We start from the raw sequence: 21175 nt of genomic DNA on the forward strand, positions 1-21175 counted from the left end.
ACTGTTCAGGCTTCCGTTTCGGTTGCGTTCATGGTCGCGAGCACCCGGTCGTAGCGGCCGCTCGACGGCAGGTCGAGCCGGGTCGCCGGACCGAATGATCCATCCCTTGTCGCGCCGTAGTTCAGCTTGGCGAGGGAAAGCAGTTGCCGGTCCAGTTCGCCGATCTTCGCGCGCTGCCCGGATTTCCAGTTCACGGACGCCCGCGCCACGCGTTCGAGATCGTTGATCCCCGCGTTGTCCGACCTGAGCATTGCGGCGAGGGCCTTCTTTCCGTCCGCGGTCGCATACACCGGGTCGAGGCCGCGCAGTTTCCGTTCGACGCCCGCAAGCGTCGCGTTCAACGGCTTCAGCCGCTTGTCGATCCGGCGCTGTGCGCGGTCGATCCCGGCCGACTCCTTGTTCAGCTTCTTCGCCTCGGCTGAGGTGATCACCCCGCCGGACTTCCTGGCCGCCGCGACCTGCTTGCGGTACGCGTCGATCCGCCGGTTCACCCGCTCGATCGCCGGGTTGACCTTGGCGATCGCGTTGTTGGTCCGCCAGTATTTGTCCAGCAGCGCGCGCTGCGCCTTGTTCGCCGCGGCCAGCTGTCGCGCGGTCGGTGCGCGGTTGCCGTCATAGCCGGGGACCAGTGCCTTGATCACGTTCCGATCGACCGCGGACCGGAGGTCCCGCGCGGACACCTTCGGGTTCGCACCGGCCAGGTTCACCGAGTCCAGCAGCCACCGGGTGTTCATCCACTTCGCCAGGTCCGGCGCCTTCGCCAGCAGCTTGTTCAGCTTCGGCGCGAGCGCCACCGCTTCCCGTTCGGTGAGTCCGCCCCGGGCGGCGTTGATGATCGCCTGCTGGGCGGCGGACAGTTTGTCGTACGCCTTGCCGAAGCGCCGCTCCTCCGCGCGCGCCCCGAGGTATCGCAGGGTGGCGAGGTCGCGGTGCTTGCCCGACGCGGGCGTCTTGCCGGGACGGTAGGTCCGGTCGAGTAGCCGGATCTGCTGCTCGGTCAGCGAACCAAGCCGGGCGAACCGCTTCGCTGGGCCGGAGCACTTGCCAGGGGCGGGGGTGCAGACGGCGCCCGCGTGCAGCCCGTCGGTCCGCGGCGTGCCGTTCTTGGTGCGGAAGGCGTGGGTGATGCCGCAGCCGGCCGTGTCGCATCGCACGAACTCGCGCTTGCCGACGCCCGAGGTGCCGCAGAAGCCGTTCGCCTCGGTCACCTGGCAGGATCCGACGCCCGGCGCGCCCTTCCTGGTGGGGAACGTGAGGTCGCCCCGTCCGCCGCGCACGACGAGGCTTCGCCCGCCCGCGGTACGGGCGTCGCAGCTTCCGGCGTCGCAGGCGAATCCGCCGCCGTAGCCGTGGGTGCCCCTGGTGCGCAGCCGGATCTCATCGGCCTTGCCCCGGCCGATGATCCGGTCGCCGTCGCGAGTGTTGAACTGGCAACCGGAGCCGGCACATGCGCCTTGCGCCTGGCCGTCGGCGGTGGCTCGGGACCCGAGTCGCAGCGTTCCGTTGCGGACCACGCCGACGTCGCCGTTCCTGGTCTTGATCCGGCACTGCGGTGCACAGGTGGTGGCCGGGCTCAACGCCTTCTTGGTGGCGGAGCCCCGCGCCCGTCCGGAACCGGTGATGGTGTCGCCGAAGCCGGTGTTCAGCTTGTACTTGTTGCCGGTCACGTCGAACTTCAGGTGCCCGTCCTTGCCCTTCTTGCCGGGCACCCAGGACACCTTGCAGTGTTCCGACGCGCCGCCCTGTGCGGTGCACTTGGCCTTGTCGGCTGGAGTGGGCTTCGCGGCAGGCTTTCCCTTCCCCTTCGGCGGGGTCGAAGTGCCACCGGAGGTGGTCGGTTTGGTGGCGGCCGGCTTGGTCTTGGCCGTCGCCTGCGACTTGGTTTTGCCGGAAGACTTGTCGTTCTTGTTCTCGCTCGTCTTGGTCCGCACCACGCCGCCCGGCGCGACCTGACTCGCCGGCGCGGGCGTTGCCGCCGAGGCGGTGCCGGTACCGGAAAGCGAGAACAGCAGCCACAACACGAGCGCGCCGCCGGCGGCGATGCCGAGCGGCAGCAGCACGCGGCGCAACAGCGAGCCGAGGACGTTGCCCCTGACCCGGCGCGGCGTGGCCGATGCGGTAGCGGAAACCATGGCAGACCCTGCTCCGTTGGTTGTCGCCGATCAACGCCGGCGAGGAAATTACCGTTGGGATTACAGAGAAATTCGCCGTGCGAGAGCGCACGACTTCCAGCGGCGGCGTAACCACGCCACTAGCTGCCCAAGTTCCGTACCGCGCGATCTCGGCGCTGCAGCACGCTTCTTGAAGCCGGAAACTCCTGGCCCGCGTAACGTCAACGGCTCGCTAGAGGCCTCCACGGGGGAGGCTAGCCAGCCGATGATCAGCCTGTCAAGGGGCAAAGTCCACGGCCGGCCCGGATCCGGACCCTGCCCTAGGGTCGGTGACGTGGTCCATCTGACCGAACCGCCGCGCACCCTGAGCGGGTCCGCCGAGCTGCTGACCGGCTATCTGGACTTCTACCGCGACACGATTCCACGCAAACTGGCCGGGCTTTCCGAGGCCGAACTGCGGCGCACCAGGGTGCCGTCCGGCTGGGTTCCGCTCGGCCTGCTCAAGCATCTCGGCTATGTGGAATTGCGGTGGCTTCGCTGGGGTTTCGCGGTCGAACAGGTCGATGATCCGTGGGCGGATTGGAACGCCGACCGCACCGAATGGCGGCTCGATCCGGCCGATGATCTGGCCTCGGTGACCGCGTTCTTCGACGAGCAATGTGCCCGGTCAAGAGCGATCGTCGAGGGGGCGCAACTGTCCGCGGTCGCGGCCGACGCTGGCCTGGAACCTGTTCCATCTGCTGCAGGAATACGCCCGGCATGCGGGCCGTCTCGACGTCGCGCGCGAACTGGCAGGCGGCGTGACCTGCGAATGACAAGCCAGTGAAGGAAGTCCGGATGACCGACGGCCGGGTGCGGTTCACCGAGGACCAATCCACAAATCTCGCCACCCTCTACAGCCGTGCGCTGGACGCCAGTCGGCCTGGCCGATCCTCAGTGACCGCACCGCGACGGACGCCGTCGAGAAGATCGACTACGACTTTGGCAAGTTCAAGATGAACGAGGACCTGGGCATCGCGGTGGCCGGTCGCGCCAAAGCTTTCGACACCTGGATAACCGAGTTTCTCGCCGCCAATCCGGACGCCACCGTCGCCCATCTCGGCTGCGGCATGGACAGCCGGGTGTACCGGCTGGACCCACCGCCGACCGTGCGCTGGTTCGACGTCGACTACCCGGATGTCATCGACCTGCGTGGGCGGATCTACCCGGACCGCGACGAATACACCCAGATCGGTTCGTCGATCACCGACCTGACCTGGCTGGAGCGATTGCCGTGGTGTCAAACCGGAAGGTCCGGCTACCGTCGTCTCTGCGTCGCGCGTGAGCGCGACCTCTTGTGCCGAACCGTTCAGGTGGTCAGGACGCGGGCAGCTTCGGCTCAACGACGTCGGACAGCTTACTCACCACTGAACAGGCATCGTCAGTCGTCCCGGTCTCGGCATTGAGGTCCACGCGACCCGAACCGACCGCGATTTCCAGGACAGCCAGAACGCAAGGCCCTTCGCCTTCGTTCATTTTCAAAAACCCGGCCTCACGCCCACCAGTGGTGTGCACCTCCGACATGTGGCCACTGGGCGTGACGCCGGTGTTCTTGAGCCCCTGGGCGGGACGGACCGTTATTCCGAAATATGTGCCGCCGACCTCGTTAGTCGACGACTTGTACCACTTGCAGTCACTCGTGCCCGCTCCGCCAAGCTCTCCTTGGTCAGTGTGACCTTCCACCCCCGCCGCTACCCGTTGGGCTTCATTGTCGACAAGAAGGCTGCACGCATTGAGACCTGTCAGGGCATTTGTTACCCGAGCTGAGGAGGCCGCGCCTGTTACGGCAGGTTGTCCGCCAGTTGGCGAAGGCTGACCAGGCTGCGTACTAGCGCAGGCGGCCGCGACCAGCACGGTTACCGCAATGACTGTGCTCAAGGCTGTTCGGCGCATTCATCCCCCTAGAACTCCTAACAAAGTTGCAGGTTGGCTAATCTGCGGAAGCAGATGATGGCGCACCCCAGGCGGAGAAACGCCTCATGGATGTCGTCGCGGACCTCCCAACGGATACGCAGTCGCCGGAACCAGTGCAGTAGCGCGAACGTCTGCTCGACGACCCAGCGGTACTTGCCCAGCCCGGAACCGTGCTCGGTGCCGCGGCGGTCGATGATCGGCGTGACGCCGACCGCGTGGACCTGCTGGCGGTACTTGTCGTGGTCATAGGCCCGATCGGCGAACACCGTGTCCGGTCGTCGTCGCGGACGACCGCGGCGACCCCGCACGGGCGGGATGGCCTGGATCAGGGGCATGAGTTGGGTGACGTCGCCTGCGGTTACCGCCGGTCAGCGACACCTGCAGCGGGATACCGTGCCCTTCGGTGATCAGATGGTGTTTCGAGCCAGGTCGGGCACGATCGACCGGGCTCGGACCGGTTTTGGGCCGCCCTTCATCGCCCGCAGGTGCGAGCCATCAACCACCGCCCTCGACCAGCCCAGTTGGCCCGCGGCGTTCAACTCGGCCAGCAGATTCTCGTGCAGCCGCTCCCAGACTCCCGCCGCGTTCCAGTCCCGTAGCCGCCGCCAGCAGGTCATGCCTGATCCAAAGCCCAGCTCCTGCGGCAAGAACTCCCACGGAATGGCGGTGTAGAGGACGAACAGGATGCCGCACAGGGCCTTGCGGTCGTCCAACCGCGGACGGCCTGGACGGTCACTGCGCCGAGGGACCACGACTGGCAACAGCGGCTCGATCCGCGCCCACAGCTCGTCAGACACGATCCACGGAGGTTGCTGACCCTTCCTCACACGCTGATCAACAACCTCGATGATCAACCTATGAGGTGCCGGAAGGTTGTCGGACACTGGCCCCAACGTAGGATTGGGGTTCACTGACGGGAGTTGTTGTGGCACGGAAGAATTCGCGGTATTCACCCGAGTTTCGGGAAGCGGCGGCAAAGGAGGTGGTCGAGCGGTCTCGCACGATCGCTGAGGTAGCCCGCGAGTTGGGCGTAGTGGAGCAGACTCTGAATAATTGGGTGAAGAAATACCGCGAGAATCANCCNTCCNATGAGCCGGAACTGTCAGTTCCGGAACGTGCCCGGTTGAAGGAATTGGAGCGCCGTGTTCGGGAGCTCGAGCTTGAGAACGAGTTCCTGGGAAAATCGGCGGCCTTCTTCGCGAAGAGGTTCCGGTGACCGCGAAGTACGCGTTCATCGAGTCCGAAGAAGGCAACTATCCAATCGCCCGGATGTGCCAGTGGGCGAAGGTGTCACGGTCGGGCTATTACAACTGGCGGGACCGGCCGCAATCGGCGACTGCGGCTCGGCGTGAAATTTTGGCGGCGCAGGTCAAGTTCGCTTTCGAGCATTCCGACAGCACGTATGGCTACCGGCGCATCCACGCTCAACTGGCGCGCTGGGACACGTGTGTGGATCCGGGGACAGTCCGGTCAATCATGCGCGAACTGGGGCTGGTGGCGTGCCAGCCGCGCCCGTTCCGGCCAGTCACGACCATCGCCGGCGACGCGGACGCACTGCCAGACCTCGTGGCCGACGACTTCGGCGCTGACCGCCCGGGCGTAAAGCTGGTCGGCGATATCACCTATATCCGCACCGCGGAGGGCTGGCTTTATCTAGCGACCGTCCTGGACTGCTTCTCCAAGAAAGTCGCCGGATATGCGATGGCCGACCACCTACGGACCGAACTTGTGGTGGATGCCCTACGCATGGCGGCAGGCAACGTGAATATCGTTGCAGACGTCACCGTGTTCCACTCCGATCGCGGTACTCAATACCTCTCCGCAGAGTTCGCGGCAGCAACCAGCGAATTGAAGATCATTCGCTCCGTCGGCCGCACAGGAATATGCTACGATAACGCGTGGGCAGAGTCATTCAACGGAACCCTCAAGAACGAGTGTGTCTATCGCACGCAATACCTGACCAGACAACACGCACAACAGGACATAACCCGCTACATCGAGTTGCGATACAACCAGATTCGACTCCATTCGGCGCTTGGCTACCGAACACCCAATGAGGTAGAATCCGACTGGGCCGAACAGAATCAGGCAGCCTGAGAAACCAAAAACTCACTGTCCAAAATCTTCCCGGCAGCTCACTATTCCAAGATCAATATTGTTAGGAGTTGTAAGTGCCCTAGACGAGTAAGTCCGAAGTCTGGGTGGTGTGTGGGCGCAGGTGGAGGGTGTTCATGATCAGTTTGTGACGACCGACCTGGACACCCTCCTGATTGCACTCTACGTGAATGCAACGCCTCGCCCTCACCGGCTGGGCCGCCGTGGCTGAACCCGAACGACTCCGGCTCCGAAACTTCGCCGTCGCCGCACGCCTGATCCGCACCGCCCGGCGGCGCATCCTCAAAATCCCCGAAACCTGGCCCTGGGCCCACGCCGTCACCAGCGCACACCACCGACTCACCGCCCTGACCACCAGTCCCTGTCCCAACGAGCAGCCCCGAAGCACCCGCAGAACCAGCTGAGCGGGCGATACACCACACCCTCCAGCAACCCGAACCCCACGAAGATCAACAATCGTCACCTGAAGATCAACACACCAAGATCACGAAAGATCGAGGCTAAACTTACCTGCAGAAAAAGCCTAGCGGATGCGGCTTCCTGGACAGCAGCAGTACCAGCACTGGTAAACCGGTCGATGACAGCGTTCTGGACGACCAGGACGAACGCAAAGTTTAATCTAATCTTGGTTTTGCGCCGCGTAGCCGAAGGAGACGCCTGTGACACGCTTCGATGACCCAAAGGTTCGTCGAAGCGTTGGTGACACAACTTGTTGCGAACCCGAGTTCGAGTGTCAAACGAGGTAGTTCGACGGCTTGAAGGGACCTCAAACCCTGCACAAACGGGTTGCGTTGACGCCGGTTCATGGCAGTTCATGTCGCCACCGGGACATTCAACTCTCCCGTTTTTCTCCCTGTCCCCGGTGGTATCGACACCGCGCAATTGGTCCCTGGTGGCCACGCGTTCTCAACCTCATTCAGGATGGCCCGGCCGGCTTGGTTGACACGGTCAGCGTCGAGCAGAGGGTTGCGAAACCTCAGGTGCCGGCCGCCAGCCCGGCGGGCCGAAGACGTAGCCCAGCCCGTCGCGGATCCGGCGTGAAGCGCGGACATCCCGCCACAGCGCGCCAAATTCGTAGTACTGCAACGTCAGGAGGTTGGTGCTATCGATGTTCTTGGTCAGGCCGTACGTCGGCCGGAACGTCTCCTCGCGAAAGCTGCCGAACAGGCGGTCCCAGACAATCAGGATGCCACCGAAGTTCTTGTCGAGGTAGTCGGGATCGCTTGCGTGGTGTACTCGGTGATGAGACGGGGTGTTGAACACGAACTCAAACCAGCGTGGCAGCTTGCCGATGGTTTCGGTGTGCACCCAGAACTGGTAGATCAGGTTTACCGAAAACGCCGTGAACACCATCCACGGCGGCACCCCGAGCAACGGCAACGGCGTCCACGCCAGGATTTCGAACCACGGGTTCCACTTCTGCCGCAGTGCGGTGGCGTAGTTGAAGTAGCGACTGTTGTGGTGCACCTGGTGGGCGGCCCACACCAGCCGCACCCGGTGCGAGATCCGGTGGTAGACGTACCAGAGCAAGTCGACGCCGATCACGACAGCCACCCAGACCAGCCAGTTGTGCGGATCGAGCCGCAACGGCGACAGCACGTACAGCACGGCGTAGCCGAACAGGGCCAGCACCCGCACTCCACCGCTGAAAACCAACGAGACGACGCCCATCAGGAGGCTGTTGCGCGCGTCCGTCTTGTCGTAGCCCTGGCGATCGGGGCCAGGCTCACGCAGGGACAGCATCTCCACCATGAGCGCAACGACGAAGAACGGGATCGCATAGGTCACGGGCTCATTGAGCTGGTCCCACAGCGACACGGCCTGCCCTCCCAGCTCAGCTGCTCTACGGTCACTTCGAATTGAAGTTACCGTAGAGTAAGTTCGGTGCTATATCAACGGCCGCGGGACCGGCGCCAGGAGATCATCACGGCCGCCACGCATGAGTTTGCCGAGCATGGCTTCGCTGGTGCCTCAATGGCGTCGATCGCCAGCGCAGCTGGCGCGTAGTAGGCCGAGTCCGCGCGCGCACCAGCATCAGGCCCCTCACCCCGGCTTCCTTGGCGGTGTTCAGCGCCTGCGCCAGCAGCGAGGCGGCGCCGGGGCCGAGCCGGCGTTGCCTCCTCGCAGCCGCATCGCAGCGATCACCGGCGCCGCCCGCCGGGTGGAGATCGTGGCCACCAGCGGCGACAAGCCGCGCAACAACAACTGGTAGCCGCCGACCTTGGCCGGGTCGAACCGGGCGCCCCGTTTCTTGTGCCCGTGCACCCGCCGCAGCAGCGAGTCAGTGTCCACAAAGGTCGTCTTCTCCCGCCCGGGCAACAAGGGAGTCTGGTGCGCGAGGTTGACCAGCATGGCCCGCAGCACCGCCGCCAGCTGCAGCACGTGCCCGTGAGTGAACGAGCGCAGGAACGATCCCCACGTGGAGGGCGCGTACACCCCAGAAAACAGGCGTTTCATCCCGCCGTGGCGGATCACGTCCAGGTCGTCGATGGAGTCCGCGCCCGCGGCCATCCCCGCCACGATCGCGGCGACCTTTCCGGCCGCGTTCGATGCGGACACATTGCGCCGGGAGCTGGCGGTCATTCGTCGGCAGGGCTTTCACGTCACGCGCGGTTGGCTGACGCCCGGTATGAGTGCGATCGGCGTGCCGGTGCTGGTGGCCGGATCCTGTCTGTGCGCTGATCCTCGCCGAACTCGGCCTGCTGGAGGACGACACCCCCGGCTGACGAGTAACGGTCAAACCGCTACGCGGCCTGGGTCTGGTTCTCCTTCGTCGGTGAACGTGCCTGTCGAGGCGTCCAGCTCCTGCTTCGTCGGAGCGAGCAGGGAGCGGCCAAGGGTCTCCGGGCCGAACAGCATCGCAGGCAGGCCCAGCAGCGCGCAGGCCAGCACCGCGAACAGCGCCACCGCCCATGACTTGCCGCCCGTGGCTTCGACCAGGGAGATGGCAATAATCGGGGTCAGCCCGCCCGCGACCGCGCCACCGATCTCGCGGCTGAACGTCAGGCCGGTCAGCCGGACGCGCGCCGAGAACAGTTCCGCGAAATAGGCGCCCTGCGGGCCGAACATCGCGCCCACACCGACACCGAGCCCGATGAGCAGCGCGACGGTCAGACCCGCCCGGCTTTGTGTGCCGTCCACGATCCAGAAGAACGGGAACGCGAACACTCCACAAAAGACAGTGCCGAACAGCAGCACTGGCCGCCGCCCGATCTTGTCGGACAGTGCGCCGAACAGCGGCAGGGTGACCAATGTGGCCAGTGCCGCGATCGTGACCGCGAACGGGCCCGCCGAATCATCCATGTGCAGGGTGCCGGTCACATAGGCGGTGATGAACGTGAGGAACAGGTACGCCATCACACTCTGCGCGGTCTGCGTTCCGATGAGGACGAACACGCTCTTGCGTTCATGGGTGAAGACCTCGCGCAGCGGCGTCCGCATGACCTGTTGCGTCTGGTTGATCTTCTGGAACGCCGGGGTTTCGTGCAGCCGCAGCCGGATGAACATCGCCACCGCGATCACTACGATGCTCGCCGCGAACGGCAGCCGCCAGCCCCACGTGAGGAAGTCCTCGCGCGGCAGCATCGCGACCAGGCTCACCGCGCCGGAAGCCAGCAACAGCCCCAGATACACGCCGGACGCCGGCCACGCGCCGTGCAGCCCGCGGCGGTGGGGGCGCGCGTGCTCGACGGACAGCACCGCGGAGCTGCCGAACTCCGCGCCCGCGCCGAGGCCCTGGATGAGGCGCAGCACGAGCAGGCTGATGGGCGACCAGACACCAGCCTGGGCGTAGCTTGGCACCGCGGCCATCAGCACGGTCGCGCCACCCATCACCAGCAGCGTGATGACCAGGACGCGCTTGCGGCCGAGCCGGTCGCCCATTCTGCCGAACAACACCCCGCCCAGCGGCCGGACGAAGTACCCGAGCGCGAGCGTGGCGAACGCGGCGAGCGTGGACACGAACGCGTTGCCGGAAGGAAAGATGATCTTGTTGAACACCAGGGCCGAAACGGACGCGTACAGGTAGAAGTCGTACCACTCCAACGCGGACCCGATCAGCGCGGCGGGCACGACGCGCCTCATCGATGACGACGCTGTCATTGCTTTTCTCCTCTGGTTAAGCGACATTCAGGTCTTCGATGGCGTCCCAGTCCCAGGCGATGCCCAGGCCCGGGACCTCCGGCGGCACCACGCAGCCGTCCTCGATCACCAGCGAGCCGCGCGTGATCGCGGCCAGCTGCGGGATGTGCTCGACATAGCTGCCAGCGGGCACGGCGCAGGCCAGGCTCGCATGCAGCTCCATCAGGAAATGCGGCGCGACCTTGACGTTGAACGCTTCGGCCAGGTGCGCGACCTTCAGCCACGGCGTGATCCCGCCGATCCGCGCCACGTCCACCTGCACGATGCCCGCCGCCCCGGCCGCGAGGTATTCGGCGAAGTGGCCCGCGCTGTAGATCGACTCCCCCACCGCGATGGGCACGCTCGTCGAGCGCGCGAGCCGCCCGTGCCCGGCGACGTCGTCCGCCGGCAGCGGTTCCTCGAACCAGGCGATGTCGAGCGGTTCGTAGGTGCGGGCGCGTCGGATCGCCTCCGGGCCGGTCATCGACTGGTTCGCGTCGACCATGATCTCCCAGCCGGGGCCGACCTCGGCCCGGACCGCGGCGAGCCGTTCGGCGTCCTCACCCGGGGTCGGCTTGCCGACCTTGAACTTGCCGCCCCGGAAACCGGCCGCCTTCGCGGCACGGGCGTTGGCCACCAACTCGTCGATCTCCAAGTGCAGCCAGCCGCCTTCGGTGTCGTAGAGCGGAAGCCGTTCGTGTGCGCCACCAGCGAGGCGCCACAGCGGCTCCCCCGCGCGCTGGCAGCGCAGGTCCCACAACGCCGTGTCGATCGCGGCGAGGGCGAGCGAGGTGAGCACGCCGACCGCGGTCGCCCGCGTACCGGAGAGCATCTTTTCCCATAGCGCTTCGACATTCCGCGCGTCGGCGCCCAACAGCCGGTCGACCATGTGGTCGCGCAGCATCGACAGCACGGCCCGGCCGCCGGTACCGATCGTGTAGGAATAGCCCGTGCCGGACAGGCCGTCGTCGGTCTCGATCGTGACGAAAATCGTTTCTTGTCGGACGAAGCTCTGCATCGCGTCGGTCCGCACGGTTTCAGGTTCGAGGAAGACGAGCCGGCATTCGACGTTGGTGATCTTGCTCATGTGGACGGTCTTTCTTTGTCGGAAACTACGAGGACGACTTCCAGCGTGCGGGGTCCGTGGACGCCTTCGACTCGGTCGAGTTCGATGTCGCTGGTGGCCGAGGGGCCGGAGATCCACGTCTGCGGCCACGCGGGATCGAGCCGTTCGAGGGCCTGCGGAACGGAGTCCACGACCTGATCGGGCACGCGCACGACGCAGATGTGATGGTCGGGCACCAGCGTGATGCGCCGCCTTCCCTGATCCGGCGCGGCATCCAGGACGAGCGTGCCGGTCTCAGCGATGGCGACGGCACAACCGGTGACGACGCTGTCGACGGCGTCGAGGTCATAGGCGGTCAGCTCCGCGGAGTCCTCGAGCCGCACCACGGAGCCGGGCAGCCACTTCGCGGGAATGCCGGGCGGAGCGATCACCGTTCGGCTACCGCGGGCCGCCAGGAGTTCCGCGATATTCGCGGGCAGCCCGGCGGGTGTCGTGCGGTGCACGTGCGCGCGGTAGTCGGCCAGGTTCTCAGCCAGCAGGTCGACTCCGCGGGAACTGTGGACTCGGAGATAGTCGCGTGGTACCACGACATCGTTCGGTTTCTCCTCGCGCGGGACGTCGGCGAGTGCGCGGCGGATGCGGCCGAGGATCAGTTCGCGGCTGCTCATCTTCGCGCCCACCAGTCGCGAAAGGACTCCGCCGGCACGGCCGGAAAATCTCGGGTCGCGGACCAACCGGGGAGCCTGCGCGGGTGGAACCTCCGGGTGCGGGAAGCAAGGCGCTGTCCCAGCCGCAGCAGGCGTGGATGGTCGAACACCCATCGCGCCGCCCGCATGACGGCACGTTCGGCGACGTGCCCGTCCTCGACCACTCGCTCGCGAAGATGCACCAGCACCTCAGGGATGTCGATCGCCACCGGACAGACCTCGTAGCACGCGCCGCACAGCGACGAGGCGAACGGCAGCGAAGCGTCTATTTCGGACGTTACCCCGCGAAGCTGCGGTGTGAGGATCGCACCGATCGGCCCGGGATACGCGGAGCCATAAGCATGTCCACCCGCGCGCTCGTAGACAGGGCAGACATTGAGGCAGGCCGAGCATCGGATGCACCGGAGCGCCTGCCGCCCGATCTCGTCGGCGAGGGTGCCGGTGCGGCCGTTGTCGACGAGCACGAGATGGAACGTGTGCGGGCCATCCCCGTCCGTGGTGCCGGTCCACGTCGAGGTATACGGGTTCATCCGCTCGGCGGTCGAGGACCGGGGCAACAGCTGCAGGAAGACCTCCAGGTCCTGCCAGGTGGGCACCACCTTTTCGATGCCCACCACCGAAATCAGCGTCTCCGGCAACGTGAGGCACATGCGGCCGTTGCCCTCGGATTCGACCACGACGAGCGTGCCGGTCTCGGCGACCATGAAGTTCGCCCCCGAGATACCGACCTTGGCACGCAAGAACTTCTCGCGCAGATGCAGCCGAGCGGCCTCGGCCAGCGCCGCCGGTTCGTCGGTCAGCCCGGCAGGCGCGGCGCGGCCCCAGCGCGCCATCTTCTCCGCGAAGACGTCCCGGATCTCACCGCGGTTCCGATGGATCGCGGGCACCAGGATATGCGACGGCAGGTCCTCGCCGAGCTGGACGATCAGCTCGGCGAGATCCGTTTCGTACGCGGAGATCCCGGCCGCCGCGAGCGCGTCGTTGAGGCCGATCTCCTGGGTGAGCATCGACTTGACCTTGACGACCTCCCTCTCGCCCGTCTCCCGCACGAGGCCGGTCACGATGCGGTTGGCCTCGGCCGCGTCGGCCGCCCAGTGCACGTGCCCGCCCGCCGCGCTGACCGCCGCCTCCAACTGCTCGAGGTAGTGGTCGAGGTGCCGCAGCGTGCGCTCTTTCAACGCGGCACCCGCTTCCCGGAGCGCTGGCCAGTCCGCCAACTCCGCGACCGCCGCGGCCCGCTTCGCACGGATGGTGTGCGTGGCGTGGTGTAGGTTCCGGCGCAGCTGGTCGTCCTGTGTGGACGCGGCGGCGGCCTCGGGGAAGGCGGGCATGCCCAGATACGTGCCGCTCACAACGGGTCCTCGTCCGTGCTGGCGAGGATCTCGGCGATGTGGACCGGGCGAATCCGGGCACCCCGGCGGCTGAGCGTGCCGCCGATGTGCATCAGGCAGGAATTGTCCACCGTGCACAGCGCGCTCGCGCCGGTCTCCTCGATGTGCCGGGCCTTGTCTGCGCCCATCGCCGCGGAGACGGCGGCGTTCTTGACCGCGAACGTACCGCCGAACCCGCAGCATTCCTCGGCCCCGATCAGCTCGCGCAACTCCAGCCCGCGGACGGCCTCCAACAACCGGCGCGGACGGTCACCGAGGCCGAGCATGCGCAGCCCGTGGCAGGTCGGGTGATAGGTGACCGTATGCGGGTAGTACGCGCCGACGTCGGTCACGCCGAGCACGTCGACGAGGAACTCGGTCAGCTCGTAGGTGCGCGGACCGAGTTCTTTTGCGTTGAGGCGCGGGTAGTTGTCCCGCACCATCGCCGCGCACGAGCCGGACGGGACGACCACGTAGTCATATCCCCGGAAGGCGGCCGCGGTCCGGCGCGCGAGCGGTTCGGCCTCGTGCCGGTAGCCGGTGTTGAACTGCGGCTGGCCGCAACAGCTCTGCTCTGCCGGGAAATCGACCGTCACGCCGAGCCGTTCCAGCAACCGGACCACCGCCTTGCCAGTGCCCGGGTAGAGCGCGTCGTTGACGCAGGTGACGAAGAGTGCTACGCGCACGCCGCCTCCTTACCTTCGCGACGCCAGCCCGCCTCGATCTCTTCCAGTGACCGGTTCGCCGTCTCCGGGACCTTCGTCAGCACGAAGATCAGCCCGAGCACCGACAACAGGGCGTAGATCCCGAACACCCAGAAACCGATGGCGCCCAGCAGGTCCGGGAAGGTCAGCGAGAACAGGAAGTTGAACAGGTACTGCACGAAGGTGATCAGGCCCATGCCGATCGCGCGGGCCCGCAGCGGCAGGATTTCCGGGACGTAGAGCCAGAAAACCGGTCCGACGCCGAAGCCGAACGCGAAGGTGAACACGAACACGCACACGATGTCGAGCGCGGACGCGTGCGGGAACAACGCGAGCAGGAGCAGCGGCAACACCTGGCCGCCGAGGCTCAGCGCGAGCAGTTTGACCCGGCCGATCCGGTCGATGAACGGCAGAGACAGCGCGGTGGACAGCACGAGCGCGCCGCCGACGCTGTAGTTCGCGATGATGCCGGTGTCGCCGGAGTGCCCGGTCGCGTCGGCGAACACGGTCGGGGCGTAGTAGACGACCGCGTTGATCCCGGTGAACACCTGGAAGAAGGTCAGGATCAGGCCGATGTTCACGGCCTTGCGGTAGCGGTGGTACAGCTCGCGCAGCCCGGCGCCCTGCTGGCGGAGGCTCCGGCGGATCTCCTCGGCCTCCGTGTCGGCCTCGGCCGCGGACGGGCGCAACCTCAGCAGCACCTGGCGCGCTTCGTCCTCTCGCCCCCGCAGCGTCAGCCAGCGCGGGCTGGCCGGGCTGAGCAGCATGCCGGCGAAGAAGAACACGGCGGGCACGGCGCCGAGACCGAGCATCCATTCCCACGTCCCGGCGCCACGAAGAGCATCGCCGACGCCGTAAGCGACGAGAATGCCGACGTTGACGCTGAGTTGGTAGAGCGCGCTGATCATCCCGCGGGTGCGCTTCGGGGCCAGTTCGGTGAGGTAGATCAGCCCGAACATGTTCGCAAGCCCGACCGCGAGGCCCAGCACGAACCGGGAGATCAGCAACAGCGTCACCGTCGTGGAGAAGGCGCAGCCGAGCGACCCGACGACGAAGATCACGCCGGCGATAATCAGCAGGTGGCGACGGTCGAACCGCTTGGCCGCGAGCGCGCCCGCGACGATCGAGGGTAGCGCGCCGAGCAGGATCAGGCTCGTGACCAGGCCCTGCTCGGTGCTGGTGAGCCCGAACTGCTCGGTGGCGAAGGGCAGCGCGGTGGCGATCGCGCCGGAGTCGTACCCGTAGAGCAGCCCGGCCATCCCGCCGAGCACCGCGACCACCTTCACGAAACGGGGTATCGGTGCTGCGGTCTCTTCCCGACTGTCCGAACCGACGAAGCGCGCGGGACCGGCCATGTGTCCTCCAGGAGTGGGCACTTCCTATAGAAAATAGGAACCTCGGGAGGCTACTCGTCAACCCACGCTCGTTGTCAAGCAGTAATAGTGGGAAAACTCGCCATACCGCTCAGCACGCCTTGGTCAGCCGATGAAGTTTCCTATACGATTTCCGGCATGCAGCTCATGCGAGTCGGAGAGCCGGGCCAGGAACGGCCGGTGGTCCGTGACGAGGACGGATCCCTGCGCGACCTGAGACCGTTGACCCCGGACATCGACGGGAACTTCCTGGCGTCCGGCGGAATCGCCGAGATCCGCCGGGCGCTGAGCAGGCTCCCCGTGGACACCGAGGCCGGAGCACTCCGCGTCGGCCCGCCGGTCGCGCGCCCCCAAGCCGTGCTGTGCATCGGCCAGAACTACGCGGCGCACGCCGCCGAGTCCGGCAGCGCACCGCCCGAAGCGCCGATCATCTTCTTCAAGCACCCCAACACCGTCGTCGGCCCCTACGACGACGTGCTGCTCCCGCCCGGCGCCGAGCAACTGGACTGGGAAGTCGAACTCGCCGTGGTCATCGGGAAGCAGGCTCGCTACCTGGAGACCGCCGAGCAAGCCGCCGGGTGCGTCGCGGGTTACGCCGTTTCGCACGACGTCTCCGAACGGCGCTACCAGCTGCACGATTCGGGCGGCCAGTGGTCGAAAGGGAAGTCCTGCGAGACGTTCAACCCGCTCGGCCCGTGGCTCGTCCCCGCCGAGGACCTGCCCGGCGGCCCGCGGTCGCTGCGGCTGACCAGCCACGTCAACGGCGAACCACGCCAGGACTCCAGCACCGCCGACATGATCTTCGGCGCGCATGAGCTGGTGCGGCACCTGAGCCACTACCTCGTACTCGAGCCAGGCGACATCATCAACACCGGGACACCGCAGGGTGTCGCGCTCTCCGGCCGCTTCCCGTATCTGCGCGCCGGTGACGTGGTGGAGTTGGAGATCGAACGGCTGGGCCGCCAGCGGCAGGTGGTCCGGGACAAGGAGTGAGCATGCGGCGCGTGGCACAGGTGATCAGGGTCAAGCCGGAGAAGCTGGCCGAGTACGTGGAACTGCACCGCGCGGTGCCGGAACCCGTACTTGACCGGCTGCGGCGCAGCAATATCGCCAACTACTCGATCCACCTGCTGGGCAATGAGCTGTTCAGCTACTTCGAGTACCACGGCGAAGATCTCGACGCCGACCTCGCCGCGATCGCGGCCGACGAAGCGACCCAGGCCTGGTGGCGGCTGACCGACCCGTGCCAGGAGCCGGTCCCCGAGGCCCGCCCCGGCGAGTGGTGGGCGTCGATGGACCAAGTCTTTCTCATGGAATGAGGGCGAACATGGCAACGAACGAGTTCGACGGGCTGGTGGCTGCGGTCACCGGCGGCGCTTCGGGGATCGGGCTGGCGACCGCACAGGAACTCGCCCGGCGCGGCGCCTCGGTCGTGGTACTGGACCGCGACCTGTCCGGTTCGGACGGATACGTGTGCGACGTGACCGATAACGCCTCGGTCCGGGCCGCGGTGGAAGCAATCGAGCAGCGCTACGGGCGGCTCGACGTGTTGGTGAACAACGCGGGCATCGGCGCGCAAGGCACTGTCGAGGATCTCGACGAGGCCGAGTGGCGGCGGGTCTTCGACGTCAACGTCACCGGGATCGCGCGGGTCAGCGCCGCGGCGATTCCCTTGCTGCGCAAGACAGCCGCGGCGAGCGAGGACGGTGTCGCGATCGTCAACATGTGCTCCATCGCGGCCACCGCGGGCCTGCCCCAGCGCGCGCTGTACTCGGCGAGCAAGGGGGCCGTGCTGGCACTGACGCTGGCCATGGCCGCCGACCACACCCGCGAAGGGATCCGGGTCAACTGCGTCAACCCCGGCACGGTCGACACCCCATGGGTCGGCCGTCTCCTCGACGCCGCAACGGATCCGGCGGCCGAGCGGCGGGCCCTGGAAGCCCGCCAGCCCACCGGCCGGCTGGTCTCCGCCCAGGAGGTCGCCGCCGCGATCTGCTACCTGGCGAGTCCGTGGTCGGGTGCCACCACCGGCACCTCGCTCGCCGTGGACGGCGGGATGCAGGGCCTGCGGTTGCGCCCGGACAACTCGTGATCCCCGCGGCCCCGCTGGGATTCGGCGCGGCGACGCTGGGCGGACTGTTCGAGCCGATGACCGACGAGCAGTCCGGCGAGGTGCTCGAAGCAGCGTGGGAAGCGGGAATCCGGTACTTCGACACAGCCCCGCACTACGGGGCCGGCCTGTCGGAGGAGCGGCTCGGCCGGTTCCTGGCTGGCAAACCACGCGACGAGTTCGTGCTGTCCACCAAGGTCGGCCGCCTGCTGGTCCCCCGCGAGGGACCCCCGCCCGACGGGGTGGCCGGGTTCTACGGAGCGCCCAACCGCGACCGGGTGTTCGACTTCAGCCGGGACGGGGTGCTGCGCTCGCTGGCGGAGAGCCTGGAGCGGCTCGGGCTCGACCGGGTCGACATCGTGTTCATCCACGACCCGGACGATCACGAGGAACAGGCGCTGCACGAGGCGTATCCGGCGCTGGCGCGTCTGCGTGACGAGGGCGTGGTCAGCTCGGTCGGCGTCGGGATGAACCAGACCCGGGTCCCGGCCCGGTTCGTGCGCGAGACTGATATCGACTGCCTGCTCATCGCCGGGCGGTACACGCTGCTCGACGCGCAGGCTGGTGAGGAACTGCTGCCGCTGTGCGAGAAACGCGAGGTCGACGTGGTCTGCGCCGGGGTCTTCAACAGCGGCCTGCTCGCCGCCCCACTGCCCGGCGCGACCTACGACTACGCGCCCGCGCCGGACGAGCTCTACCGGCGGGCGCGGCGGATCGCGGAGGTGTGTGCCCGCTGCAACGTCTCCCCCGCCGCCGCGGCGATAGCGTTCGCGCGCAGTCACCCCGCTGTCCGGACTGTGCTTGTGGGCATGCGGAATCCGGCCGAGGTGCGGCAAAACACTGCGGCGGCGACGGCCACCATGCCGCCGGAGCTGTGGGCGGAGCTGTCCGCCGAGGGGTTGCTGCCGTCATGAGTAGCCCTGCGTCAAGGCGCGGCAAATCAAGGCCCGCTACCGGGGCGGCGGGGCGCCCCGGTCAAGGACGTGACTCAGCGCCCTGGCGACACGATCGCGGTCGCGCGCAAACCCACGGGGAAGAAGGCATGAGCCGCGTCGACGCGCACTATCACGTGTGGGATCTGAGCGTGCGGGACCAGCCGTGGATGACTGGCGCCGCGCTGACGCCGCTGCGGCGGAATTTCGGGCTGTCCGAACTGGTTCCGCAGGCGGCCGCGCACGGAGTGACGGCGACCGTGCTGGTCCAGACGGTTTCCAGTGAGCAGGAGACCGCCGAGTTGCTGGCGCTCGCAACCGGGCCGGTGGCGGCGGTGGCCGGCTGGACCGATCTGACTCGCGCCGACGTCGCGGGCCGCGTGGCCGCATTGCGGGAAATGCTTGGGGGACAACAGCTTCGCGGCATCCGGCACCAGACGCAGGACGAGCCCGATCCACGCTGGCTCTGCCGGGACGACGTGCGGCGTGGGCTGCGCGCAGTGGCCGATGCCGGTCTGGTCTAGGAACTGCTCGTCACGCCGGAGCAGCTTCCCGCGGCGGTGGAGACGGTCGCGGCGCTGCCCGGTTCCCCGTTCGTGCTCGAAAATCTGGCCAAGCCCCTGGTGGCCACCGGGGTTTTCGAACCGTGGGCGAGTGATCTGGCCCGGCTGGCGGCGCTGCCGAACGTCGACTACAAGCTGTCAGGGCTGGTGACCGAGGCCGACTGGGCACTGTGGACTGTCGATGACCTGCGGCCCTACGCCGATCACGCGCTCGAGGTCTTCGGGCCGGACCGCGTGCTGTTCGGCTCGGACTGGCCGGTGTGCACCCTGGCGGCGGACTACGGTCAGGTGGTGCGGGCGGCCGAGGAACTTATGGCGGGCCTGAGTATGACGGAGCGCGACGCCGTGTTCGGCGGCAACGCCGGGCGGCTGTACCGGCTGAACCTATAGGATGTCGGAAAAGCGGTGGCCTGAGGAGGAAAATGCTCGCGGAGAAACGTGAACTGCCGCAGCGCCAAGCCCTGGCCGACACCGTCTACGAGGCGGTCAAGGCGATGATCATGGACCACGAGATCAAGCCGGGCGAGCGGGTCGGGATCGATGCCGTCGCGCGCACGCTCGAGGTCTCGCCGACGCCGGTCCGGGAAGCCCTGGCGCGGCTGACGGCCGACGGCCTGGTCACGAAGCGCTCACTGGCGGGTTACCGGGCCACCGCGCTACTGACACCGGAGGGGCTCGAGGAGCTTTTCGAGATGCGCCTGCTCCTGGAGCCCAGGGCGGCCGCCTTCGCCGCCGAGAACTGCGAAGACCAGCATCTCGACCGGATCGAGCAACTGCTGGAAAAGATGCGCGCGGTCCCGTACTCGGGCGAACGCTATGCCGGATACGGCGAGTTCGCGGCCTTGGACCAGCTCTTCCACGACACGATCGCCGAAGCAAGCCGCCGCCATCTCCTGGCCGACGCGGTCCAGCGGCTGCACTCACACCTGCACATCTTTCGCCTTGGCGGCATCGAGGGCGCCGGCCAGCTCACCCTCGCCGAGCACGAGCGCATCCTGCGCGCTCTGCTGCGCCGCAACCCGGACCGCGCCGCCGCCGCGATGACGGAGCACCTGCAGCTGTCCCTGGCACGGCAACGCGCGCGGAATTCCGCCTGATCGGGTAATTGGCCGGGTTCCAGGAGGCCCGACCCGCACGGCATCGCGTTGGCAGTGCTGTCGCCGTGCGTCGACATCGCGCCGAACGAGTCCTCACCGTCTTGCATCTCCAGAAGCTGTGCACATTGGACGTTGAGGAGGCCGCCACCCCCACGACGGCCGGCCCGGTCGCATCACCCGTGGTGCCGCGTCGCGGCTTCGTCGACCTCGCGCCAGATCGCGGGCGCGGTGGGCGTGCGGATCTCCTCCAGCACGTGCCCGACGAGACCGACGGCGCGCGCCATCACGCCGATCCCGCGGGCCACGCGCCAGTCGATCCCGAGGCGCGACGCGATGGCGCCGATCGCGCCGGTGACGTTCACCGGCAGCACCTTGCCCAGGGCGTCGCCGGCCTGGCGCGCGACCTCGCGGATCAGCGTGACCTGCGGCCCCCTGAGGCCGGCTTCGTCGAGCAGGCCGAAGAGGCGTTCCGCGCGCGGGTCGAGCGGCTTGTGGATCGGGTGGCCGATGCCGGGGACGATCGCCTTGGCGGACACGAACTTCTCCACGATGCCCGCGGCTTCCTTCGTGAGATCGCCATCGAGGGTCGCCTCCTGCACGTAGCGCGCGGCGCCCTCGACGGACCCGACGAACGTGCTCCCGAGCCCGAGCAGCCCGGCCGCGACCGCGCTCTGCAGCGATTCCGGCGCGCCGTAGCGGGTCATCCGCGTGACGATGGCGCTGGGGGTGAGCCCGTGCTCGACCAGGCTCACCGTGAGCGCGTTGAACACAGTGGACTCACCGGGGGTCGGCAGGCGGCCCGTCAGCTCCAGGAACCCCATGTCGCCGAGGTTGACCTTGCCGACGAGGTCGTCGACGAGGTCGTGGCCGAACACGGTGATGGCCGAGGGGGTGCTCCAGCTGATGTCGGACCGGAAGTCCGGCGACTCGAACGACATGCGTTTCCTCCCGTTTG

Annotated in this window: 21 protein-coding genes and 2 pseudogenes; 11 read left to right on the forward strand and 12 right to left on the reverse strand. The window is 67.3% G+C overall.

What is annotated here, in order from left to right:
- Positions 1 to 5: 5 nt before the first annotated feature.
- Positions 6 to 2132, reverse strand: a complete 2127-nt coding sequence (locus A3CU_RS0139675; protein ID WP_027946907.1) for a hypothetical protein — start codon at positions 2130 to 2132, stop codon at positions 6 to 8.
- A gap of 313 nt (positions 2133 to 2445) precedes the next feature.
- Between A3CU_RS0139675 and A3CU_RS49035 the strand changes: the two genes are divergently transcribed.
- Positions 2446 to 2937: a mycothiol transferase gene (locus tag A3CU_RS49035; protein ID WP_425388318.1), complete on the forward strand. Its 492-nt coding sequence runs from the start codon at positions 2446 to 2448 to the stop codon at positions 2935 to 2937.
- 193 nt (positions 2938 to 3130) lie between these two features.
- Positions 3131 to 3556 (forward strand): class I SAM-dependent methyltransferase, encoded by a 426-nt coding sequence (locus A3CU_RS50410; protein WP_245617534.1) that lies wholly within the window; start codon positions 3131 to 3133, stop codon positions 3554 to 3556.
- Here A3CU_RS50410 and A3CU_RS55920 read toward each other — a convergent pair.
- Both A3CU_RS55920 and A3CU_RS51970 read right to left on the reverse strand, forming a co-directional pair.
- The gene (locus A3CU_RS55920; RefSeq protein ID WP_156960791.1) at positions 3468 to 4043 is read right to left on the reverse strand and encodes a DUF3558 family protein; all 576 of its coding nucleotides are present in this window, start codon (positions 4041 to 4043) and stop codon (positions 3468 to 3470) included. The two genes, A3CU_RS50410 and A3CU_RS55920, sit on opposite strands and share 89 nt — an antisense overlap.
- Before the next feature lie 17 nt (positions 4044 to 4060).
- Positions 4061 to 4864 (reverse strand): annotated as a pseudogene (locus A3CU_RS51970) (IS5 family transposase).
- Between the two features lie 125 nt (positions 4865 to 4989).
- Here A3CU_RS51970 and A3CU_RS0139705 point away from each other — a divergent pair.
- Positions 4990 to 6161, forward strand: a protein-coding gene (locus tag A3CU_RS0139705) for an IS3 family transposase (protein WP_425388319.1) whose coding sequence is annotated in 2 segments (ribosomal slippage) — positions 4990 to 5242 and positions 5242 to 6161 — 1173 coding nt in all. Because the reading frame shifts where the segments join, the coding sequence is not laid out codon by codon here.
- A gap of 188 nt (positions 6162 to 6349) precedes the next feature.
- A complete protein-coding gene (locus A3CU_RS0139710; protein ID WP_027946912.1) occupies positions 6350 to 6583 on the forward strand; it encodes a transposase in 234 nt (77 codons plus the stop codon).
- A 544-nt stretch (positions 6584 to 7127) separates the two neighbouring features.
- On the opposite strand, the gene A3CU_RS0139715 is transcribed toward A3CU_RS0139710, so the two are convergent.
- Entirely contained in the window at positions 7128 to 7997 is an 870-nt protein-coding gene (locus A3CU_RS0139715; protein WP_027946913.1) for a sterol desaturase family protein, read from the reverse strand.
- A 66-nt stretch (positions 7998 to 8063) separates the two neighbouring features.
- On the opposite strand from A3CU_RS0139715, the gene A3CU_RS55925 reads away from it, so the two are divergent.
- On the forward strand, positions 8064 to 8186 hold the full coding sequence (locus A3CU_RS55925) for a TetR family transcriptional regulator (RefSeq protein ID WP_084144197.1): 123 nt from the start codon (positions 8064 to 8066) through the stop codon (positions 8184 to 8186).
- 60 nt (positions 8187 to 8246) lie between these two features.
- Here the strand turns inward: A3CU_RS55925 and A3CU_RS49050 are convergent, their stop codons facing one another.
- The 7 genes from A3CU_RS49050 to A3CU_RS0139750 form a co-directional block, all read right to left on the reverse strand.
- Positions 8247 to 8762 carry a hypothetical protein gene (locus A3CU_RS49050; protein ID WP_052373003.1) on the reverse strand — a complete coding sequence of 172 codons (516 nt, stop codon included), beginning with the start codon at positions 8760 to 8762 and terminating at the stop codon, positions 8247 to 8249.
- 153 nt (positions 8763 to 8915) lie between these two features.
- Positions 8916 to 10280, reverse strand: coding sequence for an MFS transporter (locus tag A3CU_RS49055; RefSeq protein WP_063628985.1), 1365 nt, complete (start codon positions 10278 to 10280; stop codon positions 8916 to 8918).
- A 16-nt stretch (positions 10281 to 10296) separates the two neighbouring features.
- On the reverse strand, positions 10297 to 11385 hold the full coding sequence (locus A3CU_RS0139730) for a mandelate racemase/muconate lactonizing enzyme family protein (RefSeq protein ID WP_027946914.1): 1089 nt from the start codon (positions 11383 to 11385) through the stop codon (positions 10297 to 10299).
- Complete coding sequence (locus A3CU_RS0139735; protein WP_027946915.1) at positions 11382 to 12032, reverse strand: LutC/YkgG family protein; 651 nt, start codon at positions 12030 to 12032, stop codon at positions 11382 to 11384. The genes A3CU_RS0139730 and A3CU_RS0139735 overlap by 4 nt, the downstream gene beginning before the upstream one ends.
- On the reverse strand, positions 12029 to 13402 hold the full coding sequence (locus A3CU_RS0139740) for a lactate utilization protein B (RefSeq protein ID WP_211246640.1): 1374 nt from the start codon (positions 13400 to 13402) through the stop codon (positions 12029 to 12031). The genes A3CU_RS0139735 and A3CU_RS0139740 overlap by 4 nt, the downstream gene beginning before the upstream one ends.
- Before the next feature lie 17 nt (positions 13403 to 13419).
- On the reverse strand, positions 13420 to 14127 hold the full coding sequence (locus A3CU_RS0139745; RefSeq protein WP_027946917.1) for a (Fe-S)-binding protein: 708 nt from the start codon (positions 14125 to 14127) through the stop codon (positions 13420 to 13422).
- Positions 14118 to 15500, reverse strand: a complete 1383-nt coding sequence (locus A3CU_RS0139750) for a sugar porter family MFS transporter (protein ID WP_027946918.1) — start codon at positions 15498 to 15500, stop codon at positions 14118 to 14120. Before A3CU_RS0139750 ends, A3CU_RS0139745 begins: the two co-directional genes overlap by 10 nt.
- A 156-nt stretch (positions 15501 to 15656) precedes the next feature.
- On the opposite strand from A3CU_RS0139750, the gene A3CU_RS0139755 reads away from it, so the two are divergent.
- The 6 genes and pseudogenes from A3CU_RS0139755 to A3CU_RS0139780 all read left to right on the forward strand — a co-directional run bounded on the left by A3CU_RS0139755 (position 15657) and on the right by A3CU_RS0139780 (position 20220).
- The gene (locus A3CU_RS0139755; protein ID WP_027946919.1) at positions 15657 to 16511 is read left to right on the forward strand and encodes a fumarylacetoacetate hydrolase family protein; all 855 of its coding nucleotides are present in this window, start codon (positions 15657 to 15659) and stop codon (positions 16509 to 16511) included.
- A gap of 2 nt (positions 16512 to 16513) precedes the next feature.
- Positions 16514 to 16837, forward strand: a complete 324-nt coding sequence (locus A3CU_RS0139760) for an L-rhamnose mutarotase (protein WP_027946920.1) — start codon at positions 16514 to 16516, stop codon at positions 16835 to 16837.
- Positions 16838 to 16845: 8 nt separating this feature from the next.
- The gene (locus tag A3CU_RS0139765) at positions 16846 to 17610 is read left to right on the forward strand and encodes an SDR family NAD(P)-dependent oxidoreductase (protein ID WP_043844183.1); all 765 of its coding nucleotides are present in this window, start codon (positions 16846 to 16848) and stop codon (positions 17608 to 17610) included.
- On the forward strand, positions 17607 to 18542 hold the full coding sequence (locus tag A3CU_RS0139770; protein ID WP_027946922.1) for an aldo/keto reductase: 936 nt from the start codon (positions 17607 to 17609) through the stop codon (positions 18540 to 18542). The genes A3CU_RS0139765 and A3CU_RS0139770 overlap by 4 nt, the downstream gene beginning before the upstream one ends.
- Before the next feature lie 128 nt (positions 18543 to 18670).
- Positions 18671 to 19513, forward strand: a pseudogene (locus tag A3CU_RS49060) (amidohydrolase family protein).
- A 32-nt stretch (positions 19514 to 19545) separates the two neighbouring features.
- Complete coding sequence (locus A3CU_RS0139780; RefSeq protein WP_027946923.1) at positions 19546 to 20220, forward strand: GntR family transcriptional regulator; 675 nt, start codon at positions 19546 to 19548, stop codon at positions 20218 to 20220.
- Between the two features lie 173 nt (positions 20221 to 20393).
- Here A3CU_RS0139780 and A3CU_RS0139785 read toward each other — a convergent pair whose 3' ends face one another.
- On the reverse strand, positions 20394 to 21158 hold the full coding sequence (locus tag A3CU_RS0139785; RefSeq protein ID WP_027946924.1) for a citryl-CoA lyase: 765 nt from the start codon (positions 21156 to 21158) through the stop codon (positions 20394 to 20396).
- Positions 21159 to 21175 lie beyond the last annotated feature (17 nt).

The organism is Amycolatopsis taiwanensis DSM 45107 (assembly GCF_000519205.1).
Taxonomy (GTDB): Bacteria; Actinomycetota; Actinomycetes; order Mycobacteriales; family Pseudonocardiaceae; genus Amycolatopsis_E; species Amycolatopsis_E taiwanensis.

What these genes read in the sequence shown, in the direction of transcription:
- A3CU_RS55920 (WP_156960791.1), bottom strand. Translation starts at nt 4,043, where the DNA reads ATGCGCCGAACAGCCTTGAGCACAGTCATTGCGGTAACCGTGCTGGTC.
- A3CU_RS0139755 (WP_027946919.1), top strand. Translation starts at nt 15,657, where the DNA reads ATGCAGCTCATGCGAGTCGGAGAGCCGGGCCAGGAACGGCCGGTGGTC.
- A3CU_RS0139735 (WP_027946915.1), bottom strand. Translation starts at nt 12,032, where the DNA reads ATGAGCAGCCGCGAACTGATCCTCGGCCGCATCCGCCGCGCACTCGCC.
- A3CU_RS0139780 (WP_027946923.1), top strand. Translation starts at nt 19,546, where the DNA reads ATGCTCGCGGAGAAACGTGAACTGCCGCAGCGCCAAGCCCTGGCCGAC.
- A3CU_RS0139760 (WP_027946920.1), top strand. Translation starts at nt 16,514, where the DNA reads ATGCGGCGCGTGGCACAGGTGATCAGGGTCAAGCCGGAGAAGCTGGCC.
- A3CU_RS0139740 (WP_211246640.1), bottom strand. Translation starts at nt 13,402, where the DNA reads ATGCCCGCCTTCCCCGAGGCCGCCGCCGCGTCCACACAGGACGACCAG.
- A3CU_RS0139675 (WP_027946907.1), bottom strand. Translation starts at nt 2,132, where the DNA reads ATGGTTTCCGCTACCGCATCGGCCACGCCGCGCCGGGTCAGGGGCAAC.
- A3CU_RS0139785 (WP_027946924.1), bottom strand. Translation starts at nt 21,158, where the DNA reads ATGTCGTTCGAGTCGCCGGACTTCCGGTCCGACATCAGCTGGAGCACC.
- A3CU_RS0139750 (WP_027946918.1), bottom strand. Translation starts at nt 15,500, where the DNA reads ATGGCCGGTCCCGCGCGCTTCGTCGGTTCGGACAGTCGGGAAGAGACC.
- A3CU_RS49050 (WP_052373003.1), bottom strand. Translation starts at nt 8,762, where the DNA reads ATGACCGCCAGCTCCCGGCGCAATGTGTCCGCATCGAACGCGGCCGGA.
- A3CU_RS0139765 (WP_043844183.1), top strand. Translation starts at nt 16,846, where the DNA reads ATGGCAACGAACGAGTTCGACGGGCTGGTGGCTGCGGTCACCGGCGGC.
- A3CU_RS49055 (WP_063628985.1), bottom strand. Translation starts at nt 10,280, where the DNA reads ATGACAGCGTCGTCATCGATGAGGCGCGTCGTGCCCGCCGCGCTGATC.
- A3CU_RS0139730 (WP_027946914.1), bottom strand. Translation starts at nt 11,385, where the DNA reads ATGAGCAAGATCACCAACGTCGAATGCCGGCTCGTCTTCCTCGAACCT.
- A3CU_RS0139710 (WP_027946912.1), top strand. Translation starts at nt 6,350, where the DNA reads ATGCAACGCCTCGCCCTCACCGGCTGGGCCGCCGTGGCTGAACCCGAA.